This is a genomic window from Allocoleopsis franciscana PCC 7113 (genome assembly GCF_000317515.1).
Taxonomy (GTDB): domain Bacteria; phylum Cyanobacteriota; class Cyanobacteriia; order Cyanobacteriales; family Coleofasciculaceae; genus Allocoleopsis; species Allocoleopsis franciscana.
The window spans coordinates 3922003-3947207 of sequence record NC_019738.1; the positions used below are offsets into that span (position 1 = coordinate 3922003).

Genomic DNA, 25205 nt, shown 5'->3' on the forward strand with positions numbered 1-25205 from the left:
TGGTGCTGTTCCCCTGCGCCCCCGCTCCCCTGCATGAAAAATAGGTAGAGGTAGTTACAAACTTTTGCCAAGCTGCACTAGTGGGTGCTGAGAACGGTTTGTAGATTCTTCAACAATTCATTTGACGTGTAAGGTTTGGGCAAAAAAGTTTTGACACAACTCCCAACAAGCTCAATCATTTTATGGTTTGATACCAATCCACTGACACCAATAATCTTGACCTGGGGATTCATTTTTTGTAGCACCCGAATGGTTGTTGGCCCATCCATCGACGGCATCATCATATCAATCAAAACCGCCCTGATTTCTTCCTTATGTTCCGTATACAGAGCAAGAGCTTCAATCCCATCACTTGCGACTAAAACTTTGTAGCCATTGGCTTCTAGCAAGGTTTTACTAACCTCACGAATCGATTCTTCGTCATCCACCAAGAGAATTAATTCTCCATGCCCTGCTAATAATTCATGATGATCGGTTTGTATCCCATCAGTTTCCCTGCTTTGTGTAACGGGTAAGTAGACCTTAAACTCTGTTCCTTTCCCGACTTGGCTATCGACATTCACGAAACCACCGTGGCTTTTGATAATGCCGATCGCGGTTGAAAGACCCAGTCCTGTTCCTTTACCCAAATCTTTGGTTGTGAAAAAAGGCTCAAAAATTTTATCAATGATTTCTCTAGAAATACCGCTTCCTGTATCCGTTACTGTAATGACCACATAAGGCCCAACTTTAGCATCCAAATTGATCCGGGCATAACTCTCATCAACCCACAAATTGGCAGCCGAAATCTTCAGAATCCCGCCTTCTGACATGGCGTCACGGGCATTAACGCAGAGGTTCATGAGTACCTGATGCAATTGAGTTGCTTCTCCCCGAATCGTCCAAAGATTTTGCGCGGGTAGATCGGTGTGAATCTCAATCGCTCTGGAAAAGGTTTGTTTGACAATCTGCTCAATTTCTGAAATTAATTTCTCTACCTTTAGAGTGCTGCGCCGACCTTCAAGTCCTCGTGAAAACAATAGGACTTGTCTAACCAAATCTGCCCCCCGTCTAACATTGGTTTCCATGATGGAAAGCCACTCTTGGCTCTGCTCGTCGTGAAGTTTGGTTTCTAACAGTTGAACGGTCATCATAATCGGGGTCAGGGCATTGTTGAGGTCGTGGGCAATGCCACTGGCTAAGGTTCCCAGACTCTCCATGCGCTGAGCTCGGAGAAACTGGGCTTCGAGTTGTTTTTTCTCGGTAACGTCGGTGTTGACGGTGAGGATGGATGTGGGTACCCCCTGTTCATCACAGACTAAAGTCCAGCGTGTCGCCACGACAATTTCCTTCCCTTGTTTGGTGACATGACGTAACTCACCCTGCCAAGAGCCACACTCAGCCAGAAGTTGCGAGGGATTTTCAATATCACATAGTGCTTCCCGATACAAGAGTTTCAGGGCATGTTTGCCGATCGCTTCTTCGGCTGTCCAACCATAAACTTGTTCCGCCCCTTTGTTCCAAAATAGAATTTGGTTATCCAAGTCTTGAACAAGAATCGCATCCGTGGTGATATCAAGCAAGGCGGCTTGTTCACGGATTTTCTGTTCCGAGAGATGGCGCTGTTGGATTTCTTTTTCCAGACGCTGATTTTGTTCTTGGAGGGTTTTCATCAAGTTACGCAGACGCAACTGGAGCTGGACACGCGCTAAAACCTCTTCATGCTGAAGCGGTTTGGTAATGTAATCCACCGCACCCAGATTTAACCCCTTCACCTTATCCGTCGTCTCCGATAGCGCCGTCATGAAAATCACAGGGATGTCTTTGGTGAGTTCATTGGCTTTCAAGCGGCGGCAGGTTTCAAATCCGTCCATTTCTGGCATGAGTACGTCCAATAAAATCAGGTCGGGTGGGGCATATTCAGCTCGCTCGATCGCACTTTCGCCATCTTCCGCAATCAAAACCTTAAACCCGGCAAGACCTAAGAAATCAAACAGCATTTCTAAATTCGTGGGCGTGTCATCGACGATGAGAATGACACTTTGATTCGTCGGATCAGCACTCATTTTGCCTCTTCATATTTTTTAATAATTCGAGGATTTGTTTTCCTTTAAAGCTTTTGGCAAGTTGACGAAGATGGGTGGCTAAGGGCAGCCATTGGGGGTCTAATGCCTCAAGGTGTGAGGTTTGTTCGGTAATGCCTCTGAGGTCACCCATCATCGCCAGATCGAGTAAAACGTCCAGTTCCTCTGCTGGCAGATTGATGAATTCTGGATAAGTCAGGTGCTTATTGCCATTGAGCAGTGACTCTTGACTCATGACGGCTGACGCCTGTACGAGAGGCGCAGGTGTCGTTCCTACGCCTGACTCTTCATAAACCCATTCCAGCCCCAAGTAAACTCGTAATTTTTCTAAAAGCTCTGCCTCTCGGAGGGGTTTGGGGAGAAAATCATCACAACCGACTTCCTGACTTTGTTGGCGATCAAAGTCAAACACACTAGCTGAGATGGCAATCACAACGACTCCCTGCAACTCGGGCAACAGCCGGATGCGACGGGTGCTTTCAAAGCCATCCAGTACGGGCATGACTAAATCCATAAATATTAAATCGGGCTTAAACTGACGCACTTGGGCAAGACACTCTAAGCCATTCGTTGCTTCCAGCACTTCAAACCCCAACGGTTCTAGCAGATTGATCAGAACTAAGCGATTCGTCCACTTGTCATCGACCACCAGAACTTTCCGTTTGGAGCCTTTGAACCCAATGATATGGCGTTCATCTACCTTGACAGTATCCGCTCCTTGGTCAACTTCAGGCAAATCTAAATCCAACCAGAAAACGCTTCCTTCTCCTAGGGTACTCCTTACCTCCAGTGACGCGCCCATCATCTCAACAAATTGACGGCTGATGGCTAGTCCTAAGCCGGTACCTTCTGTTTCGCGGCTGTGTTCGCCCACTTGTTGGAAGGGTAAAAAGATTTCTTCTAATTGGTTGGGTGCAATGCCAATTCCTGTGTCTTCCACCTGAAATCGGAGTTTCCCCTGCTGATAGCCGATTTTGAACGTGACACGACCCTTTGGTGTAAATTTAACGGCATTACCGAGTAAGTTAATCAAAACTTGCCGCAGTCGTTTCTCATCGGCTCTAATCACTTTGGGTAATGGAGTCAAGGTCTCGTAAACCAACACAAGACCCTTTTGTTCGGCACGAATTCGGCAAATTTCTGTAATTCCTTCTAGAAATTCAGAAAGATGGAAATCTTTCGGGTAAAGCTCCATTTTTCGGGCTTCGATTTTAGAGAGGTCTAAAATATCGTTAATCAGCGTCAGCAGATGTTCGCCGCACTGATGAATAATCCCAATTCCATTTTTTTGCTGCTCGGTTAAGATTTTGTCTTTTTTAAAGATTTGGGTATAACCTAAAATGCCATTGAGCGGGGTGCGGAGTTCGTGGCTCATGTTCGCGAGGAATTCGCTCTTGGCCTGGTTGGCGGCGTCGGCGGCTTGTTCGGCTCGTTGGCGTTCACGAATTTCTTGGTGCAGATGAAAGTTTTTATCTTGTAACTCTAGGGTTCGCTCTTTAACTTTGGCTTCCAAAGTTCGGCTGTACTCTGCTAATTGTTCGTGAGATCGTTTCAGGTTGGCATTAGCCTCTTCTATATCCTGATACAGACGAGCATTTTCAATGGAGATGGCGGCTTGAGAGGATAACAATTGTAAAACTTCCAATCGTTCCGGCGTAAAGGCACCTGTTGTCAGGTTATTTTCCAAGTAAAGAAGACCGATGAGTTTCCCTTGATGGACGATTGGTGTACATAAAATAGATTTAGGGTGATGCTGAACGATGTAGGGGTCAGTAGTAAATACTCCCTCACTCGTGGCATTGTTGAGTACAACATTTTTCTGGGTTCTAGCTACATAGTTAATAACTGAGCGAGGGAGTTTATCGCTGGTCTCTATAGGAGTAGACTGATAAATTAGTCTCTTATCTTTATCTACCATTTTTGAGACTTTTATAACTAACTTATTGGATTTTTCAAGCAGAATAAATCCCTTTTCAGCTCCAGCATTTTCTATCACAATCTGCATCAATCTTGACAACAGATTTTCCAAGACAATTTCACTCGAAAGAGCTTGTGAGGCTTTAATAACTGTAGCTATATCTAGGACACCAGAACTCCCAGTACTCATAGAGCTAATTGTCCGATTTACCTCTAGATCTGGATGTTTTTGCGGTGAATTCCGAGAAAAAAGGTGAGGATATCTTGCATCCAAATCCTGAACCTTTGCGGTGGCTCCCCAGCGAACATATCCATAGTAAGATTCGGTCAGATAAATCTCAGCAAACTTCTCTTTACCCAAGGAAAAATAAAACTCTGCCGTTAATTCATTCGCGATGGCTTCTTCTTGGATATATCCATACTCTTTTGCTCCCGCAATCGCCTGGTCATAAAGCTCCATTGCTGCCAATTTTTGCCCTAAAACACGAGCTTTCTCAGCTTCTACCAATTCATACTTATGCTGGAAGTTTTCCGGAGCATGTTCTGCCCACTGCTTCATTTTTTCTTGATTGGATGACACTTGTACTAAATATTGTTCTTGTTCGCTACTGTCGGCATAGAAGTAATGAGCAAGAAGAGCTAGAGAATAATAAAAATTATGTTCGCTAAAACTAATTAGTCCAGTAACTGTACTAACATATTGTCCAGACAGAATTGCGGCATTAACTGCCTCTTTAGGACGCTTAAAAATATAGTAAATTAACGTTTTTAGTAAATAAATTAAAACCAATCCTATGAAATTATTCGTTTTTTGAAGAACTAAAATCATTTCATTCTCATTGATGATTTCACCAATGAGTAAATATTTATCTTTTACATGACCTTGTAGATTTGATATCGTCTGACGCAATAAATTGAGAGAGGTAACCGCCCACTCGTGTTTAATTTTCTGCATTAATTCAGTATAGTATTCTAATTTATTAGAAATTGAGTCTAAATAGACTCCACTGAAAAAGTAATGTGTACAAAAGTTATAAGCACAATAACTCGCATACTCCAATTCCCCTGTTTCTAGGCCAATGTGTACCCCATCTTGTAGAAAATCTAGAGTTGAGGAAATTGGTTTTTTCCACTGAGCAATTCCAGCGTAGAAGATGTTAAGGAGTTTACATTTAAATTCTCTAGTATCTAATTGATCTGATAATTCCAAAGCCAATTGACCGTAGCGGTATCCAGAATCAATATCTGTCAAACTGCCGCATAGAAGCATACCGTAGAAACCATAGCCAACGGTTGAAGCGCGAGCATTACCATATTTAGCCGATAAATGAACTAAGGTATATACAACTTTTGGATACAAACTTGGGTCTGTAAAATAAACAGAGCTCACGAGGGTAATTAATATTTGAGTGGCGGCAATTTTATCAGGTGCAGTCATTTCTGGCAACGTGAGTAGTTTCTCAATGTTGGGTAAACTGGGTGGTAATTCTTCTAAGGGAATTCCCAACATTTCTAGAACTTGTAACCCAGTTTCTACTGTCTCTTTCATCAGAATTTGAGACATATACATCAGCATTTTTATCTGCATGATTTTTACTCGATCAAGCAGACTAGTTGCTTGTTGCAGGACGATTTCGGCGTATTCATTAGCCCGGTCAAAGTGAGTACTTAAATATTCTGATTCTGTGATTTCTATATAGAGTTTGAGAGTCAGCTCATATTGATGAGTCCAAGAGGATTTTGACAGTAACCCTAGACCCACCAATAGATAGTTGACAGCTGCTTCATAAGCGGCAGCCGCTTTGGCTTTTTGTCCTGCAATCAGATTGAGTTGTGCTAGCTCATATTTTTCCACCTCAGAAGCCAGTAAGTCCGTCCCGTAATTAAGTTGGTTAACCAGAGCAAAAATATTTTCTTGTCTTTCTGCTTCTATGGTATTTTTGAGCAGCAATTGACCGATTTGTAGGTGAGTTTGTTTTTTGCGATCATTAGGGATAAGAGAATAGGTCGCTTGCTGTACTCGGTCGTGTAAGAATTTGTAAGTAATTCGATTTAGAGAAGCCGTAGAAACGTTAGCAACATCTTGACCAAAAACATCATTGTTAAGGGAAATTACGGATTGGATAGAGCCTTGCCCCACTCTAGTTATATCTTGCTCCAATGCCAGAGGAATTTTGTAGGAATTGTTCAATGGAACCACTAAATCCGCTTGAAGAGCCTCCCATAAATCGGTAGCGGTTTCGGAGAGAGATTTCTCATTGACAATGGCTAAAATATCTAAGGTAAATTTATCACCGATACAGGCCGCTAACTTTAAGACATTCTGCGTCTTTGGCGACAGCTTTTGAATTTGCCTTACCATTAACTCAACAATATTTTCTGTAATATCAATGCCTGTTAAATTTTCAATATTCCACTGCCATTTCCCTTTGATGAAATCAAACAAGAAAAAACCCTCTTGGTAAAGAGATTTAATTAATTGAGTTAAAAAGAAGGGATTCCCCTGAGTTTTATTAAATAATAAATCAGCTAGTAAGCTGGACTGCTCTGTATCTGTACGCAGGGTATCATTGACTAGTTGATTGACATGAGTGAGCTGTAGGGGTTGGAGAACGATATTGTGTATAACCCGGTCTGTTTTTTGAATCTCATCCAAAGTCAATATTAACGGATGAGTGGCACTGACTTCGTTGTCACGATAGGCTCCAATCAACAAGAGATATTGACTATCAACATCACATGCAAGCAACTGAATTAATTTGAGGGAAGCTAAATCAGCCCACTGTAAGTCATCGAGAAACAAAACAAGGGGATGTTCCGGTTTGGTAAAGACATGAATGAATTGCTTAAATACTCGATTAAAGCGATTTTGAGACTCAGTTGCGCCTAATTGAGGTATAGGAACTTGAGACCCGATAATCTCCTCAACTTCGGGAATAACATCAATAATGACTTGACCGTTAGTACCTAAAGCTTCTAAAAGTTTGGCTTTCCAAACGGATATCTGATCAGAACTTTCGGTGAGTAACTGACCCATTAATTCTTGAAAGGCTTGAATCAGAGAAACATAAGGGATATTTCGTTTGAATTGGTCAAACTTACCGGAAATAAAATACCCACGTTGGCGGACAATAGGTTTATGTACTTCCTTGACTAAGGAAGATTTCCCAATCCCTGAATAGCCGCTAACTAACATCATTTCAGTGGCCCCAATGCTGACTCGTTCAAAGGCATCCATGAGCAGCGCAACTTCTTTTTCGCGACCGTAAAGCTTTTGGGGAATAAGAAATTGACTGTATAAATCGAGTTGACCAACAGGGAAGGGGGAAATCTGACCGAACTCCTCTAGCATCTTCAGGCAAGTTTCTAAGTCAGCCTTTAATCCCAAGGCACTTTGATATCGTTCCTCAGCCGTTTTCGCTAATAATTTCATCACGATATCTGAAACGGTTTGGGGAATTTCTGAATTGACTTCTATAGGAGAGACAGGTGTTTTAGCAATATGACAGTGAACTAATTCCAGGGGATCGGTAGCTTGAAAAGGTAGTTGTCCTGTCAGCAATTCATAAAAGGTAACGCCTAAAGAATAAAAGTCTGTTCGGTAGTCAATGGAGCGGTTCATTCTCCCCGTTTGCTCCGGTGACATGTAGGCGAGAGTCCCTTCAATTAAATTGGGATTACTAACGGCCTGATTTTCATTTGATAAGCATGATGAAATACTAAAATCAATAAGTTTTACTTGATAGGTTTTAGGATTAATTAAGATATTGTAGGGCTTAATATCTTTATGGACGATATTCTCGTGATGTAACTGTTCGAGAATTGAAGTTAGCTGAATTATTATTTGAAATAAATGGGTTAGTTCAAATTTTTGGCTAGTGAAATGTTTTTTTAGAGTTTCTCCACCAAAATCTGATAAAATTAACGCTACTCCATTTTTATATCTTTCCAAAGATAAGGGTTTAACAATTCCTTCTATTTCCAAGGATTGGAGAATTTTATATTCATGTCTTAACCGAGCGATCTGTTCTATAGTAGGATACTCAGCTTTGATCGTTTTTATAATCACTGAAAGGGATTCTCTCTCTTGCGTCGCACGATAAACACGAGTGGTGGAACCTTCATAAATGACTTCAATCAGGTTGTAACCTGCAATTGTTAAACTCATTTTCATCCTCTCAATAAAGAATCTTTTGGAGCTGTGTGCGAGCATCCTCCAGCCATCACGTAAGATGTACTTGAATGATATAAACGATAACCCTCCGGGATGCTTCGCTATAGCCGTCAAAGTATAGATTAGGATGCTAGGTGAACGGCTGTAGCTCCTTATTTTTATCTATTTCTATTGTGTCTTAACCTATGCTTTGTTTGCTATAACCGATTACGCCGGATGTATTCTGGTTCTGCCAATCCAGTTAACCCCGGCCTAAGCAATCTAATGGAGGATAACGATTAAATAAGTTCAATTAAGTTAAGATTGCTCGCATGAGCTTTCAGGTGGAGAATCCAACTCTTCAACGATCAAGGGTTGAAACCGGATATCTCCAGGTTCAATCGGCACTCTTCTCCACCAAGCTGGCAACAGCAGGAGCCAAAACTTACCCAAAGAAACAGAACGCTGCTCGTGAACAAAAACTAAGAACAGGAGAGCCACCAGTCTTAAGATAGCTGAGAGGGCAAATACTCCTGGCAATCCACCGAAATTGGTCAAAGTAGCGAGAAAGCCACCTGTCGTGATTCCTATCGCCCCAGTGACACCCGGAACCGCTGCCGCGATCGCAAAATAAATCGACTGATGCAACAATGGTGCCACCCCCATCAAAAGATTGTTGCTACACAAGTCAATCGCTGCCCACGTCCCACCACCGATGATGTGTAACAGAGGGAACCACACCCATAAGAAAATCGGAGCCGTTCCAGCTTCTAGCCAGAGTAGAGGTGTCAGAGCCACCAAAATCCCCACAACTAGCATAATTGGGCGATTTCCAACTCGGTCAGCCAGCTTTCCCCAAAACACCAACATCAGTAAGTTAGCACCCGCTCCGATGCTGTTATAGAGCGTTACTACGCTGACATCTATACTCAGGTCATCCAGCAAGTAGAGGTTAAAGAAGGGAGCGCAGACATTAACCGCAAAACTCCATAAGCCCGAATAAAGCAAAAACTTCAAAAAATTAGCATCCTCCAGGAAGCTAAAAATTGTTTTGAGGGACGACCTTTCCCCTAAATCTGAATGCGTGGCGTGTACCCGCTTGGGGTTTACATCGGTCATAAAGAACTGACAAACCAGACTGGTTACGCCAAGCCCAATGCCTAAAGCCAAGATGGCACCGTAACCTTGAAGCCTTCCACCAGGCCAGTTCGATACGACTAAAGCCAACAACGGCACACCGATCAGATTTGTCAAACTAACAGCACTATTGCGAAAGCCAAAATATCGTCCCCGCACCCGTTGAGGGACTAAAGCCGCCATCCAGCTCAGCCAAGAAGCACGACCAAAAGATTCTAAGAGTTGAGTTACCCAAATGATCGCCAATGTCAACTGCACGAGCTGATGCCCAGGGATATGAAACGAGCCTGCCAACCCAATGGCTAGCACGAGAATCAACCACAGCAGCCGCGACGGCCCAAAAATGGAGAGAGAATACCGATAGCGGCTCTGCATTTGATCGGCTAAATAAGCTCCGAAGGGTTGGAGTAAATTCACCAACTGAGGAATAGAGGCGAGCATCCCAATTTCCACCGGACCCGCACCCAGATCCAATAAGAAATTACTCAGCAACGCGCCGCCAATGATACTGTAAAAAAGCGTACCGAAGACACCTTCGAGCGTTAATGCTCTAAGAGTTGAGCGCGTTTCCGGCTTGGAAAGTTTTAGAGGCGGGTTGGTCAGAAGTACCGTCTCTAAAGAAGCTATATCCTCTTGGATTTCTTCAAGATAAAGCGATTTTGTTTCAAGTAAATTACGATTTTCTTCTTTTTCGAGCATGGTGGATAGCCAATATTTACGGCTTGCGCGGCAGAAGAATCTTTCATCTATCTTCTGGCTTCGAGAGCCATTGGACAGTCACGACGGTAGAATCTAAATTCCCTATTTTTAGCTTTTTTTATAGAGGCAACTATTATTAGTTAAGCTTGTTAATTGATTATCTAAATTCAGTAGATATGAAAAAATGGTAGAGATGAATTTATATATAATTGCAAAATTAAATTTAATTAAAACTAACCTTACGATAGAGGTTTATCCAGTGATTAGGGACAGTACGTTCTGCGTCACTAGAGATGATTCGGTTCAACCTATTTCCACGAAGATTCCCTTGGGCATTGATCCATGCTCAGGTTTTCAACCGTATTCAGCACATAGATGTTAGCCTATAAGAAGAATTGTATTTCAAGCATACTACGTGTGATTTCATGAACAGAGTCGTCGTCGGCCTCTCTGGTGGAGTAGACAGTTCTGTCGCCGCCGCTACCCTACATCGTCAAGGATACGAAGTTGTTGGTCTAACCCTGTGGTTAATGAAAGGGAAAGGTCAATGTTGCTCTGAGGGGATGGTCGATGCGGCGTTCATCTGTGAACAATTGGGGATTCCCCATCATATTGTGGATAGCCGCGATGTTTTTCAGCATTATATTGTGGATTATCTGGTATCGGGGTACGAGGCCGGAATCACGCCTTTGCCTTGTTCGCAGTGCAATCGGGCGGTGAAGTTTGGCCCGATGCTGAGTTATGCTCGCGAACAATTGGGAATTGACCAAATTGCCACAGGTCACTACGCCCGAATTCAGTATGAGGCAACGAGCGCTCGCTATCAATTGCTCAGAGCCGTGGACTTGACAAAAGACCAATCTTACTTTCTCTACGACTTAACTCAAGACCAGCTAGCGGGAACCGTCTTTCCCTTGGGAGAACTCAAGAAAACAGAAACGCGACGCCTTGCGGCTGAATATAACCTCAAGACAGCCGATAAGCCAGAAAGCCAAGACTTATGCTTGATTGAATCTCATGGTTCTATGAAAGCCTTTCTGGACAAGTACATCAGCCAAAGCTCAGGTAATATTGTGGACGTGGATGGGAAGGTTTTAGGGCAGCATAACGGCATTCACCATTACACAATTGGACAGCGTAAGGGCATTGGGATTGCGGCGGCTCAACCCTTGTATGTGATTGGCATAGACGCGGGACGGAACCAAGTGATTGTTGGCGATCGCACCCATGCCACTCAGCCAGAATGTACAGTAGGACGAGTAAACTGGGTCTCGATCCCTGAACCCACAGCGCCTATTCGAGCGACCGCGCAAGTCCGCTATCGTTCCCCTGCTGTACCAGTGACTGTGATTCCTTTAGAAGGAAACCGCATGAAATTGGTCTTTGATGAGCCGCAATTTAGCGTCACCCCAGGACAAGCCGCTGTGTTGTACGAGGGCGATATCGTGCTCGGGGGTGGCATTATCGAACGACCGACGGCGGGTTAAAGTAACGGTTCCTAGGAGAGTTGGTCTTCCCCCAACAGAGACTACTTCTCAGAGGAGGGCAACTATCAGTAAAATTGCCGTTGTATAGAAAGAAGATTAATTTGGAATTACAGTCTACGTAGAAAGGGGATCATTTTGAGTCAGCATCCAGAGAGCATTGCCCCCCACGGCGGTCAGCTCATTCACCGTATTGCTTCGCACAACCAGCGGCATGAATTTTTAGATAAAGCCGACTTTCTCCCCAGAGTCCAACTCGACAAACGGGCAACCTCCGATTTAGAAATGATTGCCATTGGGGCATTTAGTCCCCTGATTGGCTTCATGGAGCAAGCCGACTACGACACAGTGGTTGAGACGATGCGGCTAGCCAACGGTTTGCCTTGGTCAATTCCGGTCACACTGTCTGTGGATGAGGCCGTAGCAGAACCGTTAAAAGAAGGCAGTTTGGTACGTTTGGATGACCCGAACGGGAACTTTGTTGGTGTTTTAGAGCTGACTCAGAAGTATCGTTACGACAAAGTTCGGGAAGCGGTGAATGTTTACCGCACCGATGAGGAAGAACACCCTGGGGTTAAAGTCGTTTATGAGCAGGGAGACGTTAATTTAGCAGGCCCGGTTTGGTTGTTGCAACGCGACCATCATCCCCAGTTTCCCACGTACCAAATTGACCCCGCGAAGTCTCGTGCCCTGTTTCAAGAAAAGGGCTGGAAAACAGTCGTCGGATTCCAGACCCGCAATCCCATCCACAGAGCACACGAATACATCATCAAGTGTGCCCTAGAAACCGTAGATGGTCTGTTCCTGCATCCCCTTGTCGGTGCCACCAAGAGTGACGATATCTCCGCTGAGGTGCGGATGCGCTGCTACGAGATTATGCTGGAACTTTACTTTCCAGAAACTCGTGTGATTCTGGCGATTAATCCAGCGGCTATGCGCTATGCCGGACCCAGAGAAGCAATTTTCCACGCTCTGATTCGTAAGAATTATGGCTGTACTCACTTCATTGTGGGGCGCGACCATGCCGGTGTGGGTGATTATTATGGCACCTACGATGCCCAGCACATCTTTGATGAGTATGAGTTAGGTGAACTGGGAATCGTGCCGATGAAGTTTGAACATGCCTTCTACTGCAAGCGTACTGAGCAGATGGCAACCACGAAAACTAGCCCATCGAGACCGGAAGAGCGGGTTCATCTATCCGGAACGAAAGTCCGGGAGATGTTGCGTCGGGGCGAGTTGCCACCGCCAGAGTTTTCACGCCCTGCTGTCGCCGCCGAATTGGCAAGAGCGATGAATATTACCAATTATGAGATTTGATGGGTGCAGGATAGCCGTGCCACAGATTTTTACTTCAGGTGTCATGATGTCAGTGCTTCCACCCACAATAAAAATCGATCTCCCCCCGATTTGCAATTCCCAATTCGACATTCCTGGTAGGCTGATAGCTGATAGCTGATAGCTGATAGCTGATATGGGACTTAATCGGCGGACTTTTCTGCAAAAAGCTGGTTTGGGGCTAGCCATGCTGGGAGTGAGTGAGACTGTACTATCACTCCTGGGTGATAAAAGCTTAGCCGTACCCGTGTTGGATCGCTATTTCCAAGCCTTGGCACAACCAAGCGGACGGAAGTTAGCGTTACTGGTGGGAATCAACCAGTATCCTCGGAACACGGCATTAACTGGTTGTGTCACGGATGTGGAACTGCAACGGGAACTGTTACTGCATCGATTTGGCTTCAAGCGTCAGGATATCTTGACGCTGACGGATAGCCAAGCGAGTCGGGAGAATATCGAAACCGCCTTTGTGGAGCATTTAATCGAGCAAGCGAAGGCCGGTGATGTTGTGGTGTTCCACTTCAGTGGCTATGGTAGCCGCGTCAAGATGGGTCAGGACGCTTCGGGCGATGACTCTATCCGCCTGCAAAATAGCCTCGTGCCAAGCGATGGGATCGTACAAACTAACGGCGCTTCGGTGGGGAACGATTTACTCGAAGACACCCTGATTTTGCTGCTGCGATCGCTACCGACAGACCACGTTACCACCATCCTAGATACCAGCTACATCGCCTCAAGTCGCGTCCTGCAAGGCAATCTCCGTGTGCGGTCTTCCCCCAACCCACCCGCAGAAGCTCCGAGTCTCAATGAGTTGGCGTTTCAAGAGCAAATCCGGCTTCGCACCAACCCCATCGGGGAAAAGCTGTTCAACACCATCAGCCCGAACCAAATGCCAGGAATTCTACTTGCCGCCGCAGGCCCCAGTGAACTGGCAACCGAGGTGCAATGGAATGGCTTTAGTGCAGGCTTATTTACCTACGCTCTTACTCAACATCTGTGGCAGGCTTCACCTGCAACAACGATTCAGATTAGCTTGAGTCGTGCGGCGGGAATGGTGAATCAAATGGTTGGAACAGAGCAACAGCCCCGCGTCATCCATCAAAAAAGCCAACAAAGTTCATTACTCGCCTATTACTTACCTCCCGATCCCAGCATCGGGGCGGATGGTGTCGTGACGGCAGTTGAAGAGAATGGCAGAACAGCACAGTTGTGGTTAGCAGGGCTTCCCGCAACCGTTCTGGAATACTACGGTTCCAATTCTATTGTCAACCTTTATCCGAATGGTTCACTTCCCTCCGTTGCTGGGGAAGGGGGGCAAGAGAGTTCTCCTGTGTCTCCTCCATCTCCCGCATCAGCACAACTGCAAATCCGCTCAAAAGAGGGGCTGACGGCAAAGGCACGAATTGTGGGTATCAGTGTGACGGATAATTCCCCACTCAAGGTTGGGCAGTTCGTACACGAAGCCGTTCGTCTCCTACCCCGCAATCTGGGTCTCACAATCGCTCTGGATGTGAGTCTAGAACGGATTGAGCGGGTGGATGCTACGAGTGCTTTTGCTGCTATTCCGCCTGTCTCATCGGTGGTGATTGCCGGAGAACAACCCGCTGATTATGTGTTTGGCAAGGTGCCCTTATCTCCTGGGGCGGCACCTGTAGCCGCTAATGTCCCCGTGGATGTAGCCACAACACGCCCAGAGGGGATGGATACATTAGGACGGACGGGGGGCTATGGACTGTTCTATCTGGGTCGTGAACCCATTCGGAATACGGCAGGGGAAGCTGGAGAAGCTGTGAGGTCAGCGGTTAATCGGCTGAACCCTAAGCTGGAAACCTTATTAGCCGCCAAGTTGTTGCGTTTAACGGTCAATGAAGGGTCTTCCCGGTTGGGCATCCGAGCATCCCTAGAGATGGTTTCCCCTCAAGGAACCGTGGTGATGCAACGAGAAACCTGGCGGGCGTCTTCACCCTCTTCTTCTCCTGCAAAGGCATTTGCCAATAACAAGAAGACTAGTGATTTGATTGCAAAGGCTGGAGAAGGAAATCTCCCCACCGTACCGATTGGCAGTCAGATCCAATATCGGTTGGAAAATTATAGCGATCGCCCAATTTATTTCATGCTAGTGGGCATGGATACCAGCGGCAATGCGATCGCGCTTTATCATAACCAAGTCTCTCAAAGTCCAGAGGACACAGAAAACAAACCCCCTCTCAACAATGCCTTGATTGCCCCTGGGGAAACTCTGACGCTGCCTCAATCTTCAGCGTCTAACTGGGTAATTCAAGAGCCACCAGGACTTGCAGAAATTCAACTCATTTGCAGTCGAACACCCTTCACCAAAAGTCTCATGGCACTGGACTCGGCGCGGCGTAAAAGGGAAGGAGAACGCATCGGGGATTTATTTAATCCCTTGGAAGTCGCTCGCTCTGTGCTCCAAGATTTACACAATGCTAGTGCCGTTGCTCCAGAGTTGATTGGTACCACTTCCGATAGCTATGCATTGGATGTTAATGCATGGGCTACTCTCAGTTTTATCTATCAGGTCGTCTGAGACTTCGGGTTCAGGGTTCATCAGTTCACAATTAGCCGAAGTACCCTCTCCATCCCTTCACCATTTGCTCGGCGGCTGGGGTTCCTTCAGCCGGAAAACCGTCCAGAAACTCTTTATCCGTACTGGGATTATAGGGGCCTTCTTTGAGTTCGAGCATCACCGTATCAGGACGCAGCACCACTAGGGTATGATAGACCCCCTCCGGCAGTTCAATCGCACGAGTCGATCCATTGGCACAGATGCGTTCGGTATGCAAAATTTGAGCGCTCTCGTCAAAAATAATGATACCTATTTCTCCCTGAATCACCAGAAAAAACTCGAACCCATTCACCTGGGGGGGACGCTGATGTCGGTGGGGGCGGACGTAGGTTCCTGGTTGAAGCACGTTCAGGAATCGTTGAACTTTTTCGGAAGGTTCGTGAAAGTCGTAATTCTGCCGCTGTCGAGGACTGTGACGGGCTTGCTCGACGATAGTATGGAGTAATTCCTCGGTAAGGCGTTTGATCGGTAGCGATCGCATAGTAGATTTTCGATCTAATTTTTCATCTTTGGGATGGTACCAAGGAAATCCGAAAAAGTAATCTCATCTACCGCATCTTTTCTGTGATATTGCACCTGTAGGGAGCGATTACAGCTTTTTGAGCGGTTTGTCACTCCTGGAGATTAGACTACGACAAACTAACTCAGCGATAACAAAAGCTGAGAAAGAAGAACAGCCAGAGAAAAAATAGAGATTAAGCAGCTTTTTTTGTCCGTTTTTTGTGTGGTGTTTTTCCTTTTTTCACTACTGGGTAACGAGTTTTTTTAGTACGTTTGTTCCCGGCTTGCCAACCCGGAGACTTTCCACGGGGTTTGGGAGAGACAGCCGGTGTGCCAATCTCCGGTAAAAGTAATGCGAACGACTCAGCCACCCGCCCAGGAGTTAAATTTGACAGGGGTTTTTGCCAAGGAAGGTGGTGTTGTGCCACCAAGTCTCTAGCTAACCATAATTCCCAAGTCAATATGGGCATTAAATCACTCCACCTTTCACATTGGCATGGAGTACTCAGTTGAGGAACTGTCCAATGTAATCGTTGTTTAAGAAAACGATACCAGTGGTCAACAGCAAAGCGACGTAAATATTGTCGCCAAATCTCAGGCAGGGGCAGCATTTCCTGACCTACCCACACCAACCATAACGGTTGAGACTTTGAGTGTGATTGCTCCGGCAGGATACGTTCGACTAAAATTAATTGCATAGCAATTGAAGCACTACCAGAAAAATGCAGGTCTTGCCACATCCGGACTCGAAGTTGCCCAAACCTTGAGTCCTCAACTTCAACCATTTCAGTAGCTTCCCACCAAGTTGATGAGTCGTTGAGCTTAAATTTTTGACCATGTTTTCTGGGTCGTCCCTTACCTGTATAGGCAGGAGGTGCTGAGTATAAACAACGATTAGAACGAATCCTCATCAAAAAGTCGGCTTCTATCTGGGCTGTTTGATTGAGCAAGGAAGCATTGCCATATTCACTATCGAGTAAAATCATCGGACGTAGTGGCAAATACTTACAAGCTTGTTTGATTTGCCAAGCAGCTTTGCTAATCGGATTCTCCCAACTGGTAATCCGCTCATGTCTCAAAGGTAATGCCCAACTGCCCTTATGTTCGGGTATCCAAGCTATGGTACTGTATCCTTGACCGATACTAATCGGTTTGTTGGAAGCGATCGCACTTGGCTGATGGCAGTAAGTACGGTCTTGCAATGTTGGTGAATGAACTCTTGCCCAAGCCGTATGATCTACGGCTAAAACGGGGCGCTCCTGCACTAGTATCTGTTTGATATACAGGCGCATTAACTTGTTGCGATTCGGTCTACAGTCTTGTAGAGCTTCATATATGCTCGGCCACTTCCGTCGAAAAAAGGGACTTAAAGAAAATTCAGCTAGGCTATAGACATTGCGAGTTGTGAGTACAGCATCAGTCAACTCAAAAGTAGCATCCTGCGCGAAGTTAATTAAGTCGTAAACTTGTTGGCGAAATTCTTGAAGTTGTTTATAGTTCATGCAGGGGAGAAATGATCGATTTTGGTTAATTATCATTTTCTCCCCTTTCCCATGACTTATACATGTCAGGTTGGATGCTCTTGATTAGGGTAGACACGGAAACACAGAACCGGAGAGACACACGCGAGAGTTTTTGTTCTGGGCAATCATCCCGGCTTGAGCTTAAGTCTGTATCATTTCATGTCAGTTTCATTGCGCTGAGTTTTATTCGCGATTGGCACTCGCGAACTTGACTAATTTTTTTGCCGTAATTACTGCTTCTCTACTCGGCACTCCTTGCCATCGTAGTCTAAACTCCAGTCACTCTTTGGCTCAACTATGATTTGAGTACAGCCCGATAAGCAGAAAAAATCATGAGTAAAAACAAACATTTACCCGAAGACAGGGAAGCACTTATTAATGGTGCAACTTACCCAGAGAGCAAAAAAACGCAACAAGCCGCCGAGAAAGCAACCACTTATGCGGCTAGCGTGACGGCACCCGAAACAGTCGTTGTGGACAAGCCGCCGCCAAAACCTAACTATCCCCTCTATCGAGTGCAACCTGGAGAGCGTATCTCCTTATCTGACATCGATCCCAATACCTCGGAGCATTACAGAAAAAAGAAAGAGGTGATGGTAGAACTAGAAAAACATCGCCAGCGAATTCGCAAGTTACAAGAGCGTTTGTATGCGGAGAACCAACGCAGCTTACTGATTGTGCTTCAAGCGATGGATACTGGGGGCAAAGATGGCACCATTAAACACGTCTTTCGCGAAGTTAACCCTCAAGGTTGCCAAGTTTGGTCGTTTAAAATACCCAGTGATGAAGAAGCCAGCCACGATTTTCTCTGGCGCTACCACCATCGGGTACCCCAGCGTGGCATGATTACCATCTTTAACCGCGCTCACTACGAAGATGTTCTGGTTGTGCGTGTTCATGATTTAGTAAAAGAAGATGTATGGCAGCAGCGCTATCACATCATTAATGAATTTGAGCAAATGCTCACGCTCAGCAATATTACTGTTATCAAGTTTTTTCTGCATATTTCCAAAGACGAACAAAAGCGCCGCTTGGAGAGTCGATTGGAGAATCCGGACAAGCAATGGAAGTTTTCCAAAAATGACATTAAGGAGCGACGATTGTGGGACGAATATCAGCAGGCATTTGAGGATGCGATTAGTAATTGCTCTACAGCTTATGCTCCTTGGTACGTTGTTCCAGCGAACAAGAAGTGGTATCGCAACCTAGTCGTCGCTCGCACGATCGCAGATACATTGGAGGCTATAAATCCTCAATATCCCAATGGAGAGAAGGGTTTGAAAAATATCGTCATTCCTGATTGAATTCAAACACTCAATCCTTAGTAAAAAGAAACCCCATTGGTGAGGATAGCCAATAGGGTCGAGAACTCTGTGTTGCATCTATTTAGAACATAGCGGAGGAAGGTAGACCCATAATCTCTCCGAAGTAAGATGCAAGCGCAGGCTCTAAAATTTGACATCTAAGCTCTCAAATTCTTGAATTACTCCCAAAGATAGACCCAAAGCATTCCTGATGGCTCAATTTTTTCTAGAAGAGTGAAAAGTGGCGGTTGCCCTTGCCAGGATGAGCAAAACAAAGCGGTGTGTCGCCAATAGCCAGAAAGGCGCGATTATGTTGTCTTGGCAGCGCCCAAGGTAAAGACTCGCCTATTATCACGCTCTATCAACTGGGGCGCGGTAACATTCTTCACTCTTGCTGACTTGTGGGAGACGAATCGCCATGATGATTTCCTCGGATGGGCACAGGGGCACTGCCCTCGTCAACAGTTTGGCGACAGATACCTGGGTCAAAGCTAGCTGGGAAGAGTTTATTGCTCTGGCGGGAGATCCTGCTTATCTCGATGGCAGGTTTTATTACCATCAAGGACTCTTAAGAATTGAGATGTCGCCCCTTGGCCCTCGACATGGCCGTCAAAATTCGATTATTTCCAAGGCGGTTAGTCTTTTTGCCACCATTAAGAATGTGCGGATTGTTGAGTTTGCGAATACTAGTTTTCGGAAGGCCGGTATTGGTGAATTTCAACCCGATTTGGCATTCTATATTGGTTCGGGTTTGAGAGTGCCACCGCAAACGGATGCCCCCATCGATTTGGAAGAGTATGACCCCCCGACATTGGTTGTGGAACTTGGTAGCATTTCGGTTAGTGATGATTTGGGACGGAAGCGCTTATTGTATGAACAGTCGGGGGTTGAGGAATATTGGGTGAATGATTTGAATGTGGAGGAAGTGATTGCGTTTGCGATCGCAGATGGGCGCAGTGGTCGAGTGAGCAAGTCTCTGGTGCTGCCGGAATTAGCGATCGCATTGGTGGAGGAAGCGATCAAACGCAGTCACCTTGAGGATGATACCAAGATTAATCTTTGGCTGCTTAAGACTTTTAGCCAAGGGTAAGGGATTGAGTACTTAATCGTACAATTGCTTAACTCATTCCGCTTGACAAATTGCGCGAATTAACACTCAGAAATTGTTGGAGAACCTCGAAGCGATTACGGCAATCAGAGCGAGTAAACCTAGCGCCCTACGAAAGTAGTTAACGCCCTCGAATAGCTCCTGCCACGCCCAAGTAAACAACGAGCCAAACGCTATTGCATCTATAGCTGTATGAATGTTGCCACTTCTCACCATTAAGCTGAGTACAGTTGCTGTAATCCCAACCAAAATCGGCAAATTTGGCGGTTGAGCAATAACAATATTGCCCTCGCTGTCTCGAAAAGTTTTGTCGAATAAGCTATTTTCCATGAATAAGAGTTTACTTGGCTCTCTTAAGCTCAACTCTCACCCCTTAGTCGTAAATTCTTGAAAAACTGCCTCGCCTCTCACATCACCTTAACTGTTGTTAAAGGCAGTCAGGTTTTTCTCTTTTTGAGACTCTAAAAATCCCCAAAAATTACCCTAACTATGACCACTCTACTGACTTTTTCAGGTAGGTTATCGCATCTTACAAGCTGTTGCCAATTAAGACGAAGGGTGCCCAGTAGTAAGGATGAGAAAAACCAGAAGAGGTGCTAGCAGTGGAGGGAGTGGGCGAACCCGGTCGGGCTTCAAGAACAAGACCCCTTTGTTCAGGATTGTCAGATATTGAGGCATTACCGCGCAAGAGACTCAGTTGAGCTTGCCGTAAGGCTTGAGCTTTCGTGATGGGAGCAGTTGCTTGTGCTGTGGCTAAGTTGCCGTAGAAATTTTGCATCAATTGGCGCGTGCTGTCATCGTTCACTTTCCACAGGGAAGCCATCACCGCCTTCGCGCCAGAGTTGAGAAAGTAGTAACTGATGCCATTGATTTCGGTACCATCCTGTCCTGTCCCAGCGAGTGCGGTTTCACAAGCGGACAGTACCACGAGAGAGACATTACTCAAATCTTGCAGTGTGGCAATCTTGGGAATGGCTAATTTCTCACCTGTGCCTAACAAGAGATAGGAAGCATCTGGGCTACCTGGCACAAATTCGCCGTGAGTTGCAATGTGTAACAACTGATGACCCAATAGATTATCTCGCAGCGATCGCCAATCAAAGTCCTGGTTGAGGAATTCTAGACCAGGATAAATGCCCTTTGTGTCGTTGGGTTGTTTGCGGACGATCGCATCGAGTTCGGCGGGGACATTGGGCAGGGGATTGAAGCCGGAAACGGGGTTAGAGAGTCCTAGGGCTAGAACTGAGGTGTTTTGGGTTCCGGGTGGGATGCGATCGCTCGTATTCGTCAAGTCAGCCGATACTATCGTAGACACGGCATAATTTTCAATCAGGTATTTCTCTCCATCAAACAAGGCACTCATGGGAATGTAGCGGGTTGCCCGATCTAGAGAGAAGACTAAATTTTGAATCTTGTTTTCCTTCAGTTCCGGTTCAATGGGTTTAATCAGCCACTCGTAAAGTTGTTTTCCGGTCGCCTGAAGTTCGGCAATGTTAGAACTGGGAGTCTCTAGAAGTTGGCGGAATTTCAAAACTGTTTCTGCTAGCTGCTTTTGTCCGACTTTGGGAACTTCAACGGTTTTAACAATGCCTCCTTTGGACGCCCACAGTAGCCAGATTTTGTCCTCCACTACCAAGGGATAAATCAAAATAGTACCGGGTTGGGAATCAACGATTTCTTTGGCTTTTAATCCTAGTTTTTTCGGGTCGAGGAAGGAATCATCTTGAGCTCTGCGCTCGCGTACTTCTTGTTCAATACTCTGAATTTTCTGATTATACTGCTGTGTTAAGGTTTCTCGCTGGTCTAGCAGTTGACTGAGTTGGTTGCAACGGATTTGCTGACATTCATAAACTCGTTGACCAAACGCAATTAAGGTACCATTTTCTTGTTTGATCTGTTCTTCAGTTGGAGACAATGCGATTTCGGGAGTTTTCCCTCTTGTGTTGGTAAAGTCTCGGATTTCCTGCACCTTCAACAGTTCCAACACATCTTGAGCTTCTAAAATACGTCCTTGAGAGAGCAACAAATCGGCTAATTCGCGATATGCATCAGCAGTTGTTTCTCCTTTGCGACCCGAGTACAGGAATGAGGTTTGTAACTGCGGGGGAAGTCCTTGAATTTTTTGCCGCACCTGCTCCACACTACTGACGGCTTGTTTGTAGTAGGCTATAGCGGTCGTCGGCATATTCAACTGGCGATAAATCCGAGCTAAACCCGTGCGAACACCAGCACCACTGCCTGGAAGTTCTGGGGTGGGATTGGTTGCCAGTGCAGATTGGTAGAAAGAGATTGCCTGCTGTAGCTGTCCTGACTTGCGATAAAGATAGCCCAGTTGCCATAAGGCAAAAAATTCAGAGCTTCGGCTTTTCAGGCTTCTAGCAATAGTCAAAGCTTCCTCAGTGGCAGCAATTGCTTTGGGATAGTCCTGCAAGCCAGCATAACCACCACTGAGAATTAGCAGCGCAGCATTTTTCATCACTGGACTTTTGCTAGCCTCGAATGCCACAGAGGCTTGTTGCGCGAGTTCAATGGTTTTTTGAGCATTGCCTTGGTTGTCGTAAATGTTGCCTAGCGACAGCAAGGTAATCCCTTCCATGAGCTGACTCTGCGTTTGCTTGGCGATCGCTAAAGCTTGCTTGTAAAACGAGATGGCTTTGGGATAGTCTCCCAGGCTGTTGTAAATACCGCCTAGATTCCACAGCGCCGTTAATTCTGCCATTGGATTGTTGATTTCTCGGGCAATGGCTAAACTTTGTTCGGCTGTCTCAATGGCTTTGGGATATTCCCTGAGTTTTTGGTAAGACGAACTCAAATAAGCGAGTGCAAAGGATTCTAGGAAACGGTTTTTGGCTTCCCGTGCTATTGTTAATCCCTGTTGCTCCAACTCAAACGCTTGGCGATAATCCTCCCGCCTTGCTTCATAAGCAGTGCCCAACAAGACTAAGGAAAACGCTTCTAAATCGCGATTTTTAAAGGTTTGTCCGTTAATAGAGTGTTCGCCGCGTGCAATGGCTAAAGATTGCTGACTCAAATCCAGCCCTTTCTCAAAGTCCCCTTGCATCGTGTAAGCCGCAGCAAGATTCCCTAACGACCAACCCTCGCGTTCAAGGTCTTGTGTTTCCCGCGCAATTACCAAGGCTTGCTGAGAGAATTCTATCCCTTTCGGCACGTTCCCAATATAGTTGTAAGCGGTACCAATACTCCAAAGAGCCTCTCCCTCAGCTTTGCGATTTTTGGTTTCTCGTGCAATGACTAAGGCTTGCTGAAAGTATTCAATGCTTTGCGGCCAATTGCCCAAAGTATCGCTATAACTCCCTCCCACCATCATCAGAGTGCTTCTTTCCAACTCTCTATCTTTACTTTCTCGTGCAACTTGGAGGGATTGTTTATAGTAGGCAATGGCTTTTGGGTCATCTTTTAGCTCGTAAAATGTATCACCTAGATTAGCGAGAATTTTTGTTTGAGTTTTCCAGTCTTTAAGCTCCTGTGCGATAACAAGTGCAGGTTGAAAGTAATCAATTGCTTTTTGGTAGTTCTTCAATTTATTGTTAGCCAGACCGAGATTTCTCAACGCGGTAAGTTGATACGGACGATTCTTAATGTCTTGAGCAATCACTAAACTTTGCTGGAAGTATTCAATTGACTTGGCGTATTCTTCTAAGGAATCATGATAAACCGTTCCTATACGATTCAGGGTGTCAGATTCCTCTTCGCGCTTTTTGGTTTCTCGCGCTACAGCTACCGCTTGCTGATAGTACTCGATGGCTTTTGGGTAGTTCTGCAAATTCTTGTTAGCCAAACCGAGGTTGAGCAGAGCATTGAGTTGAGATGGACGATTCTTAATGTCTTGAGCAATCACTAAACTTTGCTGGAAGTATTCAATTGATTTTGGGTAGTCTTTTAAGGAATCATGATAAACCGTCCCTATCGTATTTAGAGTGTCAGATTCTTCTTCACGCTTTTGAGTTTCTCGCGCTACAGCTATCGCTTGCTGATAGTAATCAATTGCTTTTGGATAATCTTGTAGAGAATTGTAAGCTTTAGCTAGACCGTAAACTAGAATGCTCAATTCACTTTCGCGGTCTTTAAGTTCCCGTGCAATGACTAGCGCTTGTTGAGAGGCTGCAATTGCTTTTGAATAGTCTTTCTGGGAATTATAAGTGTCCAATATACCCTTCAACGCGCTTAATTCACAATCATGCTTGTTAGCTTTTCGCGCAATTTCTAAGGCTTGTTGATAGTAACTCAGGGCTTTGGGATAGTCTTCTATCAAATATTCATAAGCTGCACCAAGAGCATAGGAATTGTTAGATTCGCAATTAAGTTTTTGATTTTCTAAATTAATCAAAACAGCTTGTCGATGATAATCAATAGCTTGCTGCTCGTCTTTTTGGGACTTATAAACTTGAGCTAGGGAGAACAAAAGGGATTTTTCGCGATCGCGATTTTTGATTTCCCGTGAAATACTTAAAGCTTGCTGATAATAATCGAGAGCTTGTTGGTCTTGTTTTAGGGAATCATGGTAAATATCACCAATTCCCTGGAGCATAGATGATTCTAAATCACGATCTTTTGTCTTTCTGGCAATTTTCAAAGTTTGTTTACCATAGTCAATCGCTTTTTGATAATTTTTCAGCGAGTAATAAACATCCCCCAAACTCCTAAGAGCATACGTCGCTAACTTATTATTTTTATTCTCCTGGGCAACTGTTAAGCTTTGCTGATAGGAATTAATGGCTTTTGGGTAATTCTCCTGAGCAGAATAAACATGACCGATACGCCGCAAAGCGTTTGATTCCAGGTCACTATTTTTAATTTCTTGTGCAATGACTAGTGCTTGTTGTTGGTAATCGAGGGCTTTAGTAAACTCGTTCAATCCCTTGTAAGCCACACCCAAAATACTCAAGGATTTGCCTTCTAGTTCGCGGTCTTTAATTTCTCGTGCAATACCTAAACTCTGCTGAGAGAATTCAATCCCTTTCTCATGGTTATCTAGGAAAGCGTGAGCGCTTCCCATACCTTGTAATGCCTTGCCTTCTCCCAAACGGTCTTTGATTTCCCGGTAGATGGTTAGTGCTTGTTGAAAAGACTGCAAAGCCGCTTCATTATCTTCATTGAGCTGTTTAGTCCCTTGTTCCACAAGCTTGTCCGCCTCCGCTTTGCGGCTTTGAGTTGCGGGTGCTTGTGCTTGAGCAATTAAGAGTACAGGAGTTGTGCTTGCAAATCCTAGAGGAGAAACTAAACAGAGAAATGCAGTAATAGTAAAAAGGCTAAGGGATTTCAACCAGAGATACATAGGAGGAATCCTCACTAAGCGCATATCAGCAAGTTAACTTCTTAATACGCTATATCTCTAGGCTTTGGGAGCTTATGCAACAAAAAATTAGAACT

12 protein-coding genes are annotated in these 25205 nt (G+C 45.1%); 5 read left to right on the forward strand and 7 right to left on the reverse strand.

What is annotated here, in order from left to right; translation table 11 throughout:
* Positions 1-77 precede the first annotated feature (77 nt).
* From MIC7113_RS16435 to MIC7113_RS16445, 3 genes are all read right to left on the reverse strand, one after another.
* Positions 78-2045 carry an ATP-binding response regulator gene (locus tag MIC7113_RS16435; protein WP_015183287.1) on the reverse strand — a complete coding sequence of 656 codons (1968 nt, stop codon included), beginning with the start codon at positions 2043-2045 and terminating at the stop codon, positions 78-80.
* The gene (locus tag MIC7113_RS16440; protein WP_015183288.1) at positions 2035-8148 is read right to left on the reverse strand and encodes a hybrid sensor histidine kinase/response regulator; all 6114 of its coding nucleotides are present in this window, start codon (positions 8146-8148) and stop codon (positions 2035-2037) included. The genes MIC7113_RS16435 and MIC7113_RS16440 overlap by 11 nt, the downstream gene beginning before the upstream one ends.
* A gap of 303 nt (positions 8149-8451) precedes the next feature.
* Positions 8452-9969 (reverse strand): MFS transporter, encoded by a 1518-nt coding sequence (locus MIC7113_RS16445; protein WP_015183289.1) that lies wholly within the window; start codon positions 9967-9969, stop codon positions 8452-8454.
* 425 nt (positions 9970-10394) lie between these two features.
* Between MIC7113_RS16445 and mnmA the strand changes: the two genes are divergently transcribed.
* The 3 genes from mnmA (at position 10395) to MIC7113_RS16460 (ending at position 15339) form a co-directional block, all read left to right on the forward strand.
* Positions 10395-11456, forward strand: a complete 1062-nt coding sequence (gene mnmA / locus MIC7113_RS16450) for a tRNA 2-thiouridine(34) synthase MnmA (RefSeq protein ID WP_015183290.1) — start codon at positions 10395-10397, stop codon at positions 11454-11456.
* Between the two features lie 135 nt (positions 11457-11591).
* Positions 11592-12773, forward strand: a complete 1182-nt coding sequence (sat, locus tag MIC7113_RS16455; RefSeq protein ID WP_015183291.1) for a sulfate adenylyltransferase — start codon at positions 11592-11594, stop codon at positions 12771-12773.
* 154 nt (positions 12774-12927) lie between these two features.
* A complete protein-coding gene (locus MIC7113_RS16460) occupies positions 12928-15339 on the forward strand; it encodes a caspase family protein (RefSeq protein WP_015183292.1) in 2412 nt (803 codons plus the stop codon).
* Between the two features lie 31 nt (positions 15340-15370).
* On the opposite strand, the gene MIC7113_RS16465 is transcribed toward MIC7113_RS16460, so the two are convergent.
* The gene (locus MIC7113_RS16465; RefSeq protein ID WP_015183293.1) at positions 15371-15859 is read right to left on the reverse strand and encodes a WbuC family cupin fold metalloprotein; all 489 of its coding nucleotides are present in this window, start codon (positions 15857-15859) and stop codon (positions 15371-15373) included.
* A 214-nt stretch (positions 15860-16073) separates the two neighbouring features.
* Positions 16074-17381, reverse strand: a complete 1308-nt coding sequence (locus MIC7113_RS16470) for an NF041680 family putative transposase (RefSeq protein ID WP_015180559.1) — start codon at positions 17379-17381, stop codon at positions 16074-16076.
* Positions 17382-17734: 353 nt separating this feature from the next.
* Here MIC7113_RS16470 and MIC7113_RS16475 point away from each other — a divergent pair, with 353 nt between their 5' ends.
* Both MIC7113_RS16475 and MIC7113_RS16480 read left to right on the forward strand, forming a co-directional pair.
* Positions 17735-18706, forward strand: a complete 972-nt coding sequence (locus MIC7113_RS16475) for a polyphosphate kinase 2 family protein (RefSeq protein WP_015183294.1) — start codon at positions 17735-17737, stop codon at positions 18704-18706.
* A 418-nt stretch (positions 18707-19124) separates the two neighbouring features.
* Positions 19125-19796, forward strand: coding sequence for a Uma2 family endonuclease (locus MIC7113_RS16480; protein ID WP_015183295.1), 672 nt, complete (start codon positions 19125-19127; stop codon positions 19794-19796).
* A gap of 66 nt (positions 19797-19862) precedes the next feature.
* Here MIC7113_RS16480 and MIC7113_RS16485 read toward each other — a convergent pair whose 3' ends face one another.
* Together MIC7113_RS16485 and MIC7113_RS16490 are read right to left on the reverse strand one after the other, a co-directional pair.
* Entirely contained in the window at positions 19863-20144 is a 282-nt protein-coding gene (locus MIC7113_RS16485) for a hypothetical protein (RefSeq protein ID WP_015183296.1), read from the reverse strand.
* A gap of 199 nt (positions 20145-20343) precedes the next feature.
* Entirely contained in the window at positions 20344-25110 is a 4767-nt protein-coding gene (locus MIC7113_RS16490; RefSeq protein WP_015183297.1) for a tetratricopeptide repeat protein, read from the reverse strand.
* Positions 25111-25205 lie beyond the last annotated feature (95 nt).